The 14,795-nt window shown below is 45.4% G+C and carries 10 protein-coding genes; 5 read left to right on the top strand and 5 right to left on the bottom strand.

The annotated features are described in order from the left end of the window. Positions 1-81 precede the first annotated feature (81 nt). Together PseudUWO310_RS06490 and PseudUWO310_RS06495 are read right to left on the bottom strand one after the other, a co-directional pair. On the bottom strand, positions 82-2,466 hold the full coding sequence (locus PseudUWO310_RS06490; RefSeq protein WP_142599926.1) for a CHASE2 domain-containing protein: 2,385 nt from the start codon (positions 2,464-2,466) through the stop codon (positions 82-84). Positions 2,467-2,757: 291 nt separating this feature from the next. After that, positions 2,758-3,576, bottom strand: a complete 819-nt coding sequence (locus tag PseudUWO310_RS06495) for a DUF928 domain-containing protein (RefSeq protein WP_142599927.1) — start codon at positions 3,574-3,576, stop codon at positions 2,758-2,760. 441 nt (positions 3,577-4,017) lie between these two features. On the opposite strand from PseudUWO310_RS06495, the gene PseudUWO310_RS06500 reads away from it, so the two are divergent. After that, complete coding sequence (locus tag PseudUWO310_RS06500) at positions 4,018-4,107, top strand: cytochrome b6-f complex subunit PetN (protein ID WP_142599928.1); 90 nt, start codon at positions 4,018-4,020, stop codon at positions 4,105-4,107. Positions 4,108-4,452: 345 nt separating this feature from the next. Here PseudUWO310_RS06500 and PseudUWO310_RS06505 read toward each other — a convergent pair whose 3' ends face one another. Then, positions 4,453-6,909, bottom strand: coding sequence for a CHAT domain-containing protein (locus PseudUWO310_RS06505; RefSeq protein WP_142599929.1), 2,457 nt, complete (start codon positions 6,907-6,909; stop codon positions 4,453-4,455). Positions 6,910-6,917: 8 nt separating this feature from the next. Further along, positions 6,918-9,398: a filamentous hemagglutinin N-terminal domain-containing protein gene (locus PseudUWO310_RS06510; RefSeq protein ID WP_142599930.1), complete on the bottom strand. Its 2,481-nt coding sequence runs from the start codon at positions 9,396-9,398 to the stop codon at positions 6,918-6,920. A gap of 349 nt (positions 9,399-9,747) precedes the next feature. Between PseudUWO310_RS06510 and PseudUWO310_RS22775 the strand changes: the two genes are divergently transcribed. Both PseudUWO310_RS22775 and PseudUWO310_RS23570 read left to right on the top strand, forming a co-directional pair. Beyond that, positions 9,748-9,906 carry a hypothetical protein gene (locus PseudUWO310_RS22775; RefSeq protein WP_190315929.1) on the top strand — a complete coding sequence of 53 codons (159 nt, stop codon included), beginning with the start codon at positions 9,748-9,750 and terminating at the stop codon, positions 9,904-9,906. A 51-nt stretch (positions 9,907-9,957) separates the two neighbouring features. Next, on the top strand, positions 9,958-10,089 hold the full coding sequence (locus PseudUWO310_RS23570; RefSeq protein WP_263363397.1) for a hypothetical protein: 132 nt from the start codon (positions 9,958-9,960) through the stop codon (positions 10,087-10,089). Here PseudUWO310_RS23570 and ribBA read toward each other — a convergent pair. Beyond that, positions 10,040-11,743: a bifunctional 3,4-dihydroxy-2-butanone-4-phosphate synthase/GTP cyclohydrolase II gene (gene ribBA, locus PseudUWO310_RS06515; protein WP_142599931.1), complete on the bottom strand. Its 1,704-nt coding sequence runs from the start codon at positions 11,741-11,743 to the stop codon at positions 10,040-10,042. The two genes, PseudUWO310_RS23570 and ribBA, sit on opposite strands and share 50 nt — an antisense overlap. Before the next feature lie 490 nt (positions 11,744-12,233). On the opposite strand from ribBA, the gene PseudUWO310_RS06520 reads away from it, so the two are divergent. Continuing rightward, complete coding sequence (locus PseudUWO310_RS06520) at positions 12,234-13,460, top strand: S-layer homology domain-containing protein (protein WP_142599932.1); 1,227 nt, start codon at positions 12,234-12,236, stop codon at positions 13,458-13,460. 552 nt (positions 13,461-14,012) lie between these two features. Beyond that, positions 14,013-14,765 carry a helix-turn-helix domain-containing protein gene (locus PseudUWO310_RS06525; protein ID WP_142599933.1) on the top strand — a complete coding sequence of 251 codons (753 nt, stop codon included), beginning with the start codon at positions 14,013-14,015 and terminating at the stop codon, positions 14,763-14,765. Positions 14,766-14,795: the final 30 nt, after the last annotated feature.

Below are 14,795 nucleotides of genomic sequence, written 5' to 3' on the forward strand. Positions count from 1 at the left end.
ACATTTGGCGATAGCTATAAAACCCAAACCCAGTAAGTAATACCAAAGCTCAAAATGGCGTAGCCATTTTGAGCTTTGGTGTTACTTGCCGCTCTGCCGATGGAGCCATGCTTTGAGGTGACTGGGTACGGTTGTGAAATGGACGTAAATGTAATGAGTCGGAGACGATCGCTGGGCGGGGATAGCACCGATGGTGAGTTTGTTTTCTAATATTAAGCTTCCAGTTGCTGAGCTTTCAGTAACTGAGCTTCCAGTTGCTGAGCTTTCAGGCATTGATTCAGAAAGCCCCTGTGCTAAGAGTGTCTTGGGATTTGGTGCTTGACCCTTTAAAACCTTGGCATAAATTTCCCCTTCAATGGCGATCGCCTCTCCCTCTTGGTCGTTAATCTGGAGATGAATTTTCAGATTACTTAAAATAGGAACATCCTGATCGGAGAAAATCTCAGCCCCATAGGGAGAAAGTCGCCGCAGTTCGCCTTCAAAAATATCCGTACCCAAATGCTTCTCTTCTAAAATACGATAGGTAATGGGAATCGGTGTGGGTAATACTTGGAGGGATGCACTAAGAGAAGGAAGTCCTAGGTTGTATTTCCCATTAATCCCCGCAATATCGTAGATGGATATGGGTTGTGAAGTTCCTTTAGGCTCGACTTCCATTGAACCATTGATTTCAACGATGTCCTGCACCTCATGGTAGGTGGTCTCCGAAATCAAAATCTGTCCGCCCACGGTATAGGATTCAATCCGAGCCGTGAGATTGACGTGATTGCCCACTACGGCATATTTCGCACGGGATTGCGATCCAATATTCCCAGCCACCACTTCCCCCGTATTAATGCCAATACCCATTGCAATTTCAGGCAATTGCATCTGCGTGAGTTTGTCGTTTACCGATCGCATTGCCAACTGCATGGCGATCGCACTTGCCACGGCGCGTGCCGCATCGTCTTCACGATGGATTGGCGCACCAAATAATACCAAAATCGCATCGCCAATAAATTCATCAATTGTGCCTTCATAGGGTGCGATCGCCTCGGTCATCGTGCCGAGAAAGACATTCAAAATTTCCACCACTTTCTCAGGGGGCAATTTTTCGGAAATGGTGGAAAAGCCACGCAGATCGCACATGAGGATGGTCACTTTGCGGCGATCGCCCCCTAGTTTCAGTCCTTCTGGAGTCTCCAATAAACTTTTAACGACAGCATCGGTTAGGTAGCGACTGAAGTAAGTGCGAATTTGGGCTGCCGTAATCGCCAAATAACTCGTGATGATCGTGCCACCGCCAAAAAAGGCGATCGCCGCAGGCACGAAGGGGAGCCACCAGCCATAGTTAAAGGCGATGACACACATTCCGATCAAACTTCCCGCCAGTAGTAGCACGCTCAGAGAGCGCATCACTAAGATCTGAATTTCTCGATCCTTAACCCTGACATTGCGCCATTGCCAGATCAGGGTCGAACCAGCGAGCGACCATCCAAAAATCCACAACCATTCCCAAGGTTTATCCCAAGTCTGAATTCTGGGTCTGCCATCAAGGGTACTGCCGAGGATATGGCTGACAATCTGCGCGTGAACTTCTATGCCCGAAGTCTGAATTCGGCTGCTGCCAATCCCATTATCGAGGGGCGTAAAGAATAAATCCTTTAAACTAACCGCTGTCGTTCCAATCATCACTACGCGATCGCTCAATAGATCGGGTGGTATTCGGTCTTCTAATACATCCGCCATACTGACAAATCGAAAACCATGCCGCGATTGGCGGAAATTAATGATGAATTGATGTCCACCCACATCGGCATGACTGTAACCACCATCATTGCTCTTGAGTCGTGGTGGGGTCAAAGCTTGTTCAAAGGGAACCGATTTCTCTCCATCGAGGTAAAGCAAGGCTAACTGTAGACCAAAGCTAGGGGTAGTTGTGCTGTCAGGGAGTCGGAGCGCTAGCAAACCCCTGCGAATGCGTCCATCGGCATCAACGGGAAGATTGATTGCCCCAAGGCGATCGGTAGCCGCTAAAGCAGGGGGAGGATTGATATCGGAACTCGATACAGCATAATTTGCATCCATCAGATCGGCTTTTTTGATAGCAGCAATCAAGGTCGGAGTAGTTTTAAATAGTTCTTCTAATTGGGCATAACCTTCGCCTACGGGAAAATCGCGAGCCAGATCTAAACCGATCGCACGGGGCTTTTGTTGGCGGACTTTATGCAGGAATTTGGCGAGTAAGGCATCGTCGATCGGCCATTTTTTATATTGGCGCAGATCGGTTTCATCGATGCCAATAATCACAATGCGCTTGTCTTCAGGTTCAAGCGATCGCCACCGATAGAACTGATCGAACAGACCGAGTTCTAATGGTTCTAAAGCACCGATCAAGCGCAGTCCGATCGCGATCATTGAAATCGTAGGAGCAGCGATCGCGATGCCTCTCCATTTCCATAAAATACTTTTTAAAATACTTCTCAAAGTAGGTTCTCGCTGAGGTAATACCAATTCACAAAAGTGTTGTCACACTTTTGTGAATTAAAAACTAAACCTAGTAAGGGTTTTCAAGTTAAGAAATGGCTACGCCATTTCTTAACTTGGTATAAGACCGCTATAGCCTTAGAAACCATTTAAGAATTACTTTCTGTGGTCAAAAACTCTAAGAGATCCCCCTCAATCCCCCTTAAAAAGGGGGAAGAATTTAATTCTCCCCCCTTTTTAAGGGGGGCTGGGGGGATCTATCCAATTCTTAAATGGTTTCTTAATTCAAAGTTATAAAGCTTGCTTTTGTAAAATCAAAGCATAGGGAAGAACCTTATCCAAACTGGCGGATTTTAGTAAAGCAGTCAATTCTTCTAAGGCTTCAGGGTCACTCGGTACGGTGAGCTGGGTTTCTGCTAAGGTCTGCAACGTTTCAAACCAAATCCCCTGATTAGCTAATAACGCGGCACGCTCTATCGGTTGCGATATTTTTTGGAGCTTTGTCGCCAATTGCTGATCTGGTAAAACCCGTTGCATCTTACCCTGCACCGTCTTATTTTCCGCTAGATATGACATCAGAGGATTTTTCTTGGCGATGATGGTAAATTTCCAAGTATAGATTTTACCAACTTCTAAGCTGGGAGCCTCATTAGGGATTTTTAGTGCCACGATTCCCGCATCATTATTGAGGGTAAAAGTTTTGGTATAAATTTGTTTTTTCTGAGATTCGGGGAAAGTGTTCTCGGCATCGGGTTGGGGTAGGGTCGGAATATCCTCAGACAAAGTAAACTTGACCGAACCAGCAATGGGAGGAGTGAGGAAATAAAGGGTGGGACGTTCTGAGATTGTTCGAGGTATTGGTTTGTTCTCGGTTAATAGGTCGGGGATCAGGGCAATTAGGCAACCATCTTGACAAATGCTGCGGGTGATTCCCGATGCAGAAGTCTTAGGGGCATCAAGATCGCTAGGCGGCACGTAACGTACTCGTCGTGATTGCGCCTGTACCGAGGGGGAGAGGGCTAGAGATAGGGCAATTGCGGCATTTATCGCCAAGCAAGAGCAGAAGGATGCTAAAAAGAATTTTTTTAAGAATTTTTTGGGTAAAAACATAATGCGATCGCCTCTAAAAAAGTTCGCTGTAAGAATCGTAAATGAGCGGTCAGGGATTGGGCTGTGATTTTGTAGGGATTGGTTAGTGATTTCGCAGGGATTGGGCTGTGATTGGCAAGCGTAAGTAGCTAGGCATAAGTAAACTTAAAACCTAAGAAGAGCGTACCGCCCGCTGCGGGCGGTACGCTCTCTGTTTTTGGGTTTTAATTATGCTGAACTATTTAGCATGATGTTTTGGGGATCTTCATGGCGCGATATTTAAGACGCGATTGGGATATCGAGCTAGGATATTGATCTAGGATATTTAGTTAAGTACTTAATTAAGAATGCAACTTCTCTCAAAAAGTTGCTACGGACATTCGACGGAATATTTCCATCCCGTTTGGCACGGCAAAGCGTATTATATTATTTAGAAAAACTTATTTAAATTGCTATAAAAATATGGATATCTTGTCAGTAGGTTGGTTTAGTGTACTCGGTATGTTTACACTTTCGATCGCTTTTGTTGTCTGGGGACGTAACGGACTATAGAGCCATTAGCCTTTATTGGTAAAGCAAATTTAAATAGCTTTGAGTAAAGGGGTTGCAGCGCTTTGCGCTGCAACCCCTTTACTCAATTCATGACCTAGTAATACCAATTCACGAAAGTGTGACAACACTTTTGTGAATTAAAAACCAAACCCAGTAAGGTTTTTCAAAGCTCAAAATGGCGTAGCCATTTTGAGCTTTGGTATAAGGGTTCTCAAAGCTCAAGGTTTGCTTATAGCGCATTGCGCTCAAACCCAAACTAGGGAAATTTTTGAAAGCCTTGCTTTGCAACGCTTTCAAAAATTTCCTTGTGGTTCGTTTGCTCGATAATTGCTGTAAAAAAATTGTTTAGTTAGCCTCGCCAATTAGGGTAAAGGCTGCCCAAGCGATCGGATCTGGATATTTCGCTTTAGTTGCCAGCATTGCTTGACGCAGCGCTTGAGCCTTATTTGGGTTCGCGAGAAATTTTTGATAAAAAGTGGTCATTAACAAAGTCGTCGGCTCGTCGGGAACTGCCCATAGCGACACCACTACACTCGGAACGCCTGCGGTAATTAGCGATCGCGATAAACCGATCACCCCATCTCCTGTTAATAATCCCTGCCCAGTTTTACAGGCACTGAGTACCACCAATTCCGCATTTAATCGCATTTGAATAATTTCGCTAGCTGTCAGAAATCCATTATCTTGAGCGCTAGGGGCAAGGGCGATCGCTCCAGGGATATCCCCTTTGCGATATTCATCTAATAGCCCGTGGGTAGCTAGATGGATAAACCGCGCCGTTTTCATTTTGGCAACCACTTCTACCTTGGTGGCTGCGTTACCCTTTAAAAATTTAGTATGGAGTAAAGCGGCGATCGCCTCGGCTTCTTTTTCGGCTCCTAACAAAGTAGGTAATGGGATCGGTGGATTGCCCAGACTTGGCATAGTGGGATTGCCCACGATCAGGATTTCTTGAAAGTTAATCCTTTGAGCCATTTGGCGGATCTGATGGGTGAGGTCGAGAACTTGAATGGCGGGGGCAATTTGGACGGTATAACGCTCTAATAAAAACTGATTTTGGGGATTAATCAAGGCTGCAAAGGGAACTAGAAATAGCAACGCTTGGGGTAAAAAAATTACTCTCGTATCGCTATCTGACGGTAGCAAGTCTTGGATCGGCTGAATCAGAATATTGTGGAGTTGCTTTAGTTGGTGATATTTCTCGAAGACATCCTTAGGATTTTGGGCGATTTCGCTCGGATCGTTGAGTATGCTGCGAATATCGACAATAAGTTCGACAAAGTTGCTATCTAGAGCGATTTGCCGAAAAGCGATTTCGCCAGAGGGTTGTATGACCCAAATATACAGCTTGGTATATTCTCCTTTAAGCTTGCCCTGACCGATGAAACTAGGATCGGTAATCAACGAATATTCCACCAGAACGGCGTTCTGCTGTTGGGCAATGCGACGAATATCGTTAATACTGACTGAAGGTAGGGAGAGAATGGGCGAATTAAAGCGTTCTTTTTCTTGATCAGATTTCGGAGTGGAGTCAGAGTTCAGCCGATGGGAGAGAAGCTCGGCAAAAGCACGGGCGCGTCCACGTTCGGCAATTACTAGGGCGGATTCAGGTTTGCCCTGCGCGATCGTAATCTGCTGGAGTAGATTGAAGGCATGTAGTTGGGTGTCAAAGATGGAAACCTTATCGCTATCGCTCAAATCGGAGCGCAAAGATTCGAGTAAGCTGAGAGCCGTGAGAAACTTCTGTTCGGCTTCGGGGTATTTTTGCGATCGCCAAAGTGTATAGCCCAAATTACTTAAAGTAAGCGCCTCAAGGCGGCGATCGCCGATCTGCTTGGCGAGTTGCCAGCTTTGTTCCTGCAAGGCTAGGGCGCGATCGTAGTCTTCTAAAAAAACATAGGCTAATCCCAAACCACCCACAGCGGTTCCTTCCATACGGGGATTTTTAATTTCTTTGGCAATGGTTAACGCTCGCTCGTAATTGGCGATCGCTTCTTGATATTGGTGCTGAATGTGATAGATTGAGCCAATATTATTGAGGGCATTTCCCGCTACTTCCCAAAAATCTTTTTGTTTGGCTAATTCTTGCTTGGCTAATTCTTGCTTGGCTATATTAAGACTTTGCTGATAATAGGCGATCGCTTGTTTGTAATCTTCATTAATGCCAGCTAATAATCCCAATTTATTTAGTAGGAAAACTACGCCATAGTTATCCCCCTCCGCCTTTGCAATCGCAAGGCTTTGACGATATAAAGCCTCTGCTTTGTCATAATTCCCAAGATCGTAATGGATACTGCCTAGACTTTCGAGAACCTGTTCTTCGCCTTGCCGATCGTTAAGTTCTTTTCTAATTATCAGTCCTTGCGTTTGTGCATCTAGAGCTTTAGCATAGTCCCCCACAAGGCGATAGTTATTGCCAAGATTACCTAAAGCATCCGCTTCCGTCTGACGATCGCCGATTTTTTTGGCGAAAGCGAGCCATTGTTGAGAGTAATCGATCGCCTGTTGGTATTGACCGAGCATTTTTGATGCTTTGGCGAAGGCTTCTAAAACCTTTTTTTCGCCTTGACGATTGCTTTGCTGGCGATAAATATCAAGGGCTTTGCGCCAACTAGCGAAGGCGCTTTCAAACTGCTTAGCGCGAAAATATTGGATTCCTGCCTGTAGTAGTTGATCGGCTTCAGATGCTTCTTCTTGACTGGGATTAGGAATGGAAGGATTTCTAATCCCCGCAGCTTCAGATAAGCTTGGCATTAGGATTAACGCACTAGCGATCGTCATTAGAAGAGCTTTACATTTCATCGATCAACCTACTCTTGGCAAGGCGGCAAGTTATTAGGATTAGAATTCTGTGCGGAACGAGTTGCGTCGTTAGAGGGTAAGGAGGCTGTAAGCGTTAAAATCGGTTTCTTGTTCTTGACGGGTTCGCATTTTTTGACATCGCCAGTATTGGCCTGTAGCTCAGCCGTGCGAGCTGCCGCGATCGCATTACTATTCAAAGTAGAAGCTAAAGTAGAAGTTGTGGCATTATCGCCAATTAAATTAACATTAGAGCCAAAGTCTCGATCTGATAATAGGGTTAGCACTTGAGGAGGGATGCTGCTAATACCGATCCCAATTTGTCCATCGACACCACTGGTTGTAGGTGTTTTCCCAACCACAAAACTCGTATCTGAGAGCAGGTGAATATTGATTAAATTATTACCACCATTGCCAGAGATAATGGGAGCTTGGTTACCAAATTGCAATGAAACATTACCCTGAGATGCCGAGCCAGCATTAGCCGCAAAGGTGTAGATGCTGTACTTGGCATCCTGAATATTGAATCCTGCCGAACCATTAATCGGCGTACCAGTGACGCGAAATCTTCCTGCGTTAATATTCACAATGCTATCGGTGATCCCATTTACCTGTCCCACGCGCAGAAATCCATTATCCACTAGCACCGAACCATTGGGAGCATTCAAATTGAGGGTTATTCCTCCACCGCCAGGATTATTGCGGATCAGGAAATTACCCGAAATATTGATGCTACCATTCTGGGCTGTTAAGGAAAGCGTCGGACTCCCATTGACTCCAAATAGAAACGAAGAACTGAATGCATTGGTATCGATCGCACTAGTATCAACATTAATATTATTACCAGCGATAAAATTGAGCGCAGTGAGCGGACTACCTAAGCTAAATCCCCCTACGGGAACGTTAATAAATATATTATTCTTGGCTTGAAAGGTAATCGAATTTTCGGCGGCATTGAAAAGGGAAGCAGTATTGTCAAGGATAATGTTGTTGGCTGCTTGCAAGATGACATCGCCCGAAATTCCCCTTAAGTCGGCATCGTTGATATTAATGTCCGTACCAGCAAAATCGGCAAAGGCAATTATTTGACTATTGAGTTGCGTTGCCACGAGAGGACTACTGGGATTACTACTAATCGTAATATTATTCGGGTCTAGCAGCAGTTTTCCTACGGTTCCATGGAAAGCCGTCGTATCAACTTTCCCTTGGAAGATCAGATTCTCTTTGCCCGAAACTTCTACAAATCCGCCATTCCCAATCGTTTTACCCCCTCTAGCCCAAATGCTGCCTAAATAGGCTGTAGTGCGATCGCTCCATAGGATGACCTTGCCGCCATTCCCTTGATTGGTTGCGTCGGCGTGAATAGTGGAATCCTGCGTCACAAAGGTATATTGAGAATTGGGAACGATGCCTTTTCCATGTAAATCGCCACCAACAAGGACATTACCACCACCGAGAGCCCCCGAAGCGTCGAGCTTTGCGCTTACCAAGCCGACGCGATCGCCTAAAACGTTAATCTCGCCACCCTTAGCTGTGCTAGATACATCTAGCTTTCCTGAGGCGATCGCCATGCCCGCCTGATTGGGAATTGCGCTGCCTGCGACTAGCAAATTGCCCGACGCATCAGTATCTAATTTTGTAATCTGGCGGAGGTACGCCGAACCCGTAAGTAAATTGGGCAGATCCTTAGCAAGCAGCGGCGTTGTCGATAATTCTGTTTGCGTTGCGATGGGTAATTCTAAACTGAGCAAACTCCCTTCTGGGGTGATTTTGACATATTTGCCATCGGGAACGGCGGCGATCGTAATTTTGCCCGATGGGGAAGCGATCGTCCCTGTATTAATTACGAAACCACCAACGAGGGTAATGCTTTGACCTTCCTTAACGGAGAGATTCCCTGCATTGACAATGACCGCTGGCGGATTGTTCTGAGGAAGTCCCGTCACTGAATTCGCTAACCCAAAGGCTTGAGGATTGCCAGTAAGTTGTTTGATCGCATCAATTCCCGTATTCATGCCGAACCAGCCATTGCTCAACTGAATTCCATTGGCAGTGGTCGCCGTAAAAGATGCGGGGACATTTAAACTTGCCCCAGAGCCAAAAATAATTCCCGCAGGATTTAGCAGATAGAGGTTGGCATTACTACCTGTTACCTGAATTAACCCGTTAATTACGGAAGGATTTCCCCCCCCAACCCGCGCCAAAATATTCTGGATACTAGGATTGGCAATGAAGTTGGCGATCTGTCCTTGGCTTAAGCCAAATTGCTGGAAACTGTGATAGAGATTTGCGGCTGCTTGCGTGCCACCATTAATATTCAATTGCTGGGCATTTTTGATGTCAGGGGTGACAATTGTACCTAAATTGCCATTACCCTGAGTGGGGGTGATCGATTGGGCGAATGCACCCCCACCCATCACCAGAGGTTGAGTGAAGAAAAGAGCGATCGCTATCTGTTTAACTTGCATGAAATTACTCTTGACAATAAACATTAGCTTTCTCCTCGATTATGAAAAAAGTTTTGAAGTACTTAAACTAACTAAATTAAAGGCTAAAATCGCTTGCTTTTACAAACCTACTTTGACTATCTTAGCGACATCGTGACATACCCGACACTCATTTTTTTCTGTAAACAAAAAAATAGAGTATGGGCTTCCTCTTTCACTGGGAGAGCCTTGTTAGAGCCATCTCTAATCTGGACTTATCCTCCCTCCGCAGGTTTTACTCACTCCATAGTGGTACTAACCAAGAATTGACTGGCGGCGCTTCGCGCCGCCAGTCAATTCTTGGGGTTTGATTTGTCCTCATTCAAGTGACTGTAGCTATATACCAAATCCCAAAATGGCGCTGCCATTTTGGGATTTGGTATTGCGGTTATCAAACAGTCAGACATTTGCCTTCAATGATCTCGCTATTCCCTTTGGCGTTGCTCCTGAGTCCGATGGGACGAGTCGTACCAGTGCATTCAAATTTGGACAGACTATATCCAAAACCCAGTAAACTCGTTAGCATTAAGTAAGTCCTAATCAATTAACAAATCAATCAATTTTTATGTCGGAAGCCATTCTTCTCAATACTTTTTTCTGGGCTGCCATTGCCCTACTCGCGATCGCCACCAGCGGAATTGGCTATCTTACCTATTTGGAATGGCAGGATCGTCGCCGTCGTGGAGGAAAAAGTTAAACCACTCATACATCCTATCTCTTGACCAAGACGCATTCCATGCTAACCCAAGGTTAATCGTTCCCACGAAACTCTCAGGTAGAGATGCCTCATTGACTGCCAAGCAAAATTTAAAGGTGGCGATCTGTTCCCATTGTTTGAGATGTTTGAATACGCGCACGATCGCTTGACGATAGGGATGATTGGGTTGTTCGTACCAGTCCTCGGAAACTTCGTTGGAGCGATCGAATCCTAAGTGGACGAGGGAAAGCTGTTGGGAGCCATCCTGAGGCGATCGCGCTGATCGGTCTTCAGTATCAGCATTGGCAAATAAATGGGCAAAAGTTGGAGATGTCTCCTCCTGTAAGAGCAGATCGTTAGCTGAGGCAACTTCTCGCAAGCGATCGAGCCATCCTAAGGGTTTATCCTCTGTCCACCGAATGCCGAGGGTGACGAGCTTTGACTGCAATAGCAAATGTCCTAGCTTCTCCGCCTTGGTTTCGAGATAGCGCGAGTTGTGTTCATTGGTTTCGATCAGCAGGGGCAAGCGTCCCACGACTTCAATATCGAAACCTTTGAGCCCAGCGAGTTTGCGAGGATTGTTGGTAATCAAACGCATTTTTTTGATGCCGAGATCGTGCAAAATTTGTGCTCCCACACCATAGGTTCGTAAATCGGCTCCAAATCCTAATTTTTCGTTAGCTTCAACCGTATCTAATCCCCCATCTTGAAGGTTATAGGCTTTAATTTTATTAATCAAGCCGATCCCGCGTCCTTCTTGACGCAGGTAAACAACTACGCCCCAATTGGCAAACTCGATCATCTTTAAGGCGCTCTGCAACTGTCCGCGACAATCACAGCGCAAAGAACCGAGAGCATCACCCGTCAGGCATTCCGAATGCACACGGACTAAAACTTCATTATCGGGAAAATCCTGCAAATCGCCCTTAACGATCGCTAGATGCTCCGTATTATCAATGGTGTTGCGATAGGCATAGACCTTAAAGTTGCCAAATAGTGAGGGTAAATTGGCGATGGCTTCTCGCCGTACAAAGCGATCGTGCGTGAGGCGATAACTAATGAGATCGGCAATGCTGATTAATTTCAAGTTATGCAGCTTGGCATATTCCATCAGTTCGGGCAATCGCGCCATTGAGCCATCATCATTTTGGATCTCGCAGATTACGCCTGCGGGATAAAGCCCCGACATTTGTGCTAGATCCACCGCCGCCTCGGTATGCCCAGCCCGTTTGAGCACACCACCGTCCCTTGCCCTGAGCGGGAAAATATGTCCTGGTCGCCGCAGATCGTTGGGGCGTGTATGGGGATTAATGGCGGCTTGAATGGTGCGGGAGCGATCCTCTGCGGAAATTCCCGTGGATGTCCCATCCACCGCATCAATACTGACCGTAAAGGCAGTTTGATGGCTATCGGTGTTGCGATCAACCATCAAGGGTAGGTTAAGTTCATCTAGGCGATCGCCTGTCATCGATAGGCAGATTAGTCCTCTTGCCTTTACCGCCATAAAATTTATCATTTCAGGTGTGGCGAACTGAGCCGCACCAATTAAATCGCCTTCATTTTCACGGTTCTCATCATCGACAACGATGATGAGACGACCAGATTTAAGGTCGTTGAGGGCATCGGGAATAGAGTCAAATTGAAACTTAGTCAAGGCTTACAGTAATGGCTTCAGGCTATTTATATCCATCATATAGCAATCTCTATAGTGCTTGACCGAGAAATATACAGAGTAGCTTTAGGGATGCTGTCAGCGCTACTTGTAGCGCCATTTATACCAATTCCCAAAATGGCAACGCTATTTTGGGAATCTCAAAACCTTACTGGGTTTGGTGTTTAATTCACAAAAGTTGTCACACTTTCGTGAATTGGTATTACTACCCCAAAGGAGGAAGGCGGCGCTTTGCGCCGCCTTCCTCTCTTGGGGTTTGATTTTGTTTTATAGCTATAGTCAAAACCCAATAGAGAGTTGCGGCGCTTCGCGCCGCAACTCTCTATTGGGTTTTGACTGGCAATCTGGCGGAGCGCTGCCCATCAATGGTCAAGGGAATATTGGTATAGATTCATGAAATTTCAGGAACATTTAGGCTCCTTATACAGTCTGATATGAAATATACATAAAAATGTATAGGAGAAAACTCAAAATGACAAATCAGCCTAAACGTTCTAGCACTGCGTTACTTGTTGCAATTAGTTTTATCGGAAGTTCGGCAATTTCCACGATCGGCGCAACCTCTGCATTTGCTCAGACTACGTTTAATGATGTGCCTACGGGGTATTGGGCGCAAACTTTTATTCAAGAATTAGCCGCAAGAGATATCATTAAGGGTTTTCCCGATGGGGGATTCCGTCCAAACGATCCAGTAACCAGAGCGCAGTTTGCCGCAATGCTCAGTAAAGCTGTAAATAAGGCTCCTGTGAGGGGTACTGTTACCTTTGTTGATGTTTCCTCAACCTATTGGGCAGCCCCCGCAATTCAAAAGTCTTACACCACGGGCTTTATGTCTGGATATCCAGGTAACGTCTTTGAGCCTACCCAGAATATTCCTCGCGTCCAAATTTTAGTTTCCCTAGCGAATGGCTTAAGTTATTCTGCTAGCCAACCAACTGAAACGACTTTACAAACCTATGCCGATGCTTCAGGTATTCCGAACTATGCCAGAAATAGCGTAGCTGCGGCAACGGAAAATCGCTTAGTGGTTAATTACCCCAACGTGCAATTTTTGAATCCTAATCAAACAGCCACTAGAGCCGAAGTTGCAGCTTTTATCTATCAAGCTTTGGTGAGATCTGGTCAAGCCAATGCGATCGCTTCGCCCTACATTGTGGGGCAAACCACTACGCCCCCAGTTCAAAATCAAACCAGAATTCCCGCAGGCAATATAATTGCCCTTCAGTATTCTAAGGATAAGATTTTGTTGGGACCTGATGAAAAAGTGCCTTTGACACTAAATGTCGCTCAAAATATTGCCAATTCTCAAGGAGCTATTTTGATTCCTGCGGGTTCTCAAGTAGTTGGTGAATTACGTACCGTGTCAGGTGGGACGCAATTCTTTGCTAGCGAACTTGTGTTTGCTAATGGTCGTAGAGTCCCGATCAATGCAACTTCTAAGGTTGTTACCACAACCGAAAAGGTTGATAAGGGGCTGAGTGCTGGCACTCTCGTTAGAAATGCTGCTCTCGGTGCAGGCGCAGCCGCAGCGATCGCTGCCGTTACAGGTGATCGAGCGATCGCCACTGAGGAAGTTCTTGGTGGTGCGGGTATTGGCACATTAATCGGTCTATTCCTAGGTCGCGACAGTGTAACTCTTTCTTCGGTTAACCCCAATACTGATCTAGCTGTAACTCTTAACTCAGATTTACTCCTCTAATTACAGCGCTTTGCGCTGACTTAAAACCCAAGAAAAATTTTAAAAGGCTTGCGAAGCAAGCCTTTTAAAATTTTTCTTGTATCCCTTAAAGTCTCAATAGGCTGTAATACAAATGCCCAAAATGGCAACGCCATTTTGGGAATCTCAAAACCTTACTGGGTTTGGTGTTTAATTCATAAAAGTGTTGTCACACTTTCGTGAATTGGTATAACGTCAGTTCGGGTTAAGCTAGCAAATTTTCAAAGCCCCAAAGTAAAAGCCTTGCGAAGCAAGGCTTTTACTTTGGGGCTTTGAGAGAGGGTTTGCTACGCAAACCCTCTCTCAAAGCCCCAGATATGAGTGGTGGCGCTTTGCGCCGCCACTCATATCTGGGGCTTTATGTTTTCAGCAAAACTTGCACTTATCGCTATAGTCAGTAATGTTAGGACAAAAATCAAACCCAATAGAGAGTTGCGGCGCGAAGCGCCGCAACTCTCTATTGGGTTTGATGTCCTGACTTAAGTGAATATAGCTATAAAATAAAAACGAGCGGACAAAAATGAGCAGATAAAAATGAGCGGAGCTATGGAAGATCGCACGGAAATATTACGTCAATTCATGAAGTTAGCGAATATATCGAGCTTTCAAATTCTTAGCGATCGCACGGGGGTATCTCGGAGAGCGATCGATACTCTACGTAAAGGCAACGCAGCGACCTTGAAGTATAGCAATTTAGCTAAATTGGCAGAGATTTTAAACATTGAAGTAAATGAATTGATTGCCCAGTTTATTCCGCCAGATCTAAGTCCAGATCCATCTCGAAATCCAGATCTAAATCTAGATCTAAATCTAGATCTAAATCCAGATCTGCAAGATGCCAATGACAACGCCGATGCATCTATTGTCACGATTGCTAATTTACGGACTGAATATCAGCGGCTACAGCAAAAATTAGAGCATCAAACCCAAGAATTGCGATCGCAGTTTGAGAGGGAAACCTTTTACCAATTGGAATCGTTACTGTTACAACTGCCATCAGCGGCACATGCCGCTCAAAATAATCCCAATATGCTTGCTAAAAATATTTTGCCCCTCTGGCGACCTTTAGAGCAACTCTTGCAGAAATGGGGGATTACGACCATTGGTTTCGTTGGGGCAGAGGTTGCCTACGATCCTCAAAACCATCAATTAATGGAAGGAAGCGATCGCATTGAGGAAGGGGTTCTGGCGATCGTTCGGTATGTGGGCTATCGGAAGGGTGAGAAATTGCTATATCGAGCTAGGGTTGCAACCATCACAGAATTGTCTCCAAGGAGTGAGATATAGAAATAATGCATGGGTTGTGAATAAATCTAG

The organism is Pseudanabaena sp. UWO310, assembly GCF_006861605.1.
Classification (GTDB): Bacteria; Cyanobacteriota; Cyanobacteriia; order Pseudanabaenales; family Pseudanabaenaceae; genus Pseudanabaena.

What these genes read in the sequence shown, in the direction of transcription:
- PseudUWO310_RS06510 (WP_142599930.1), bottom strand. Translation starts at nt 9,398, where the DNA reads ATGTTTATTGTCAAGAGTAATTTCATGCAAGTTAAACAGATAGCGATC.
- PseudUWO310_RS06495 (WP_142599927.1), bottom strand. Translation starts at nt 3,576, where the DNA reads ATGTTTTTACCCAAAAAATTCTTAAAAAAATTCTTTTTAGCATCCTTC.
- PseudUWO310_RS06525 (WP_142599933.1), top strand. Translation starts at nt 14,013, where the DNA reads ATGAGCGGAGCTATGGAAGATCGCACGGAAATATTACGTCAATTCATG.
- PseudUWO310_RS22775 (WP_190315929.1), top strand. Translation starts at nt 9,748, where the DNA reads ATGGCGCTGCCATTTTGGGATTTGGTATTGCGGTTATCAAACAGTCAG.
- PseudUWO310_RS06500 (WP_142599928.1), top strand. Translation starts at nt 4,018, where the DNA reads ATGGATATCTTGTCAGTAGGTTGGTTTAGTGTACTCGGTATGTTTACA.
- PseudUWO310_RS23570 (WP_263363397.1), top strand. Translation starts at nt 9,958, where the DNA reads ATGTCGGAAGCCATTCTTCTCAATACTTTTTTCTGGGCTGCCATTGCC.
- PseudUWO310_RS06520 (WP_142599932.1), top strand. Translation starts at nt 12,234, where the DNA reads ATGACAAATCAGCCTAAACGTTCTAGCACTGCGTTACTTGTTGCAATT.
- PseudUWO310_RS06505 (WP_142599929.1), bottom strand. Translation starts at nt 6,909, where the DNA reads ATGAAATGTAAAGCTCTTCTAATGACGATCGCTAGTGCGTTAATCCTA.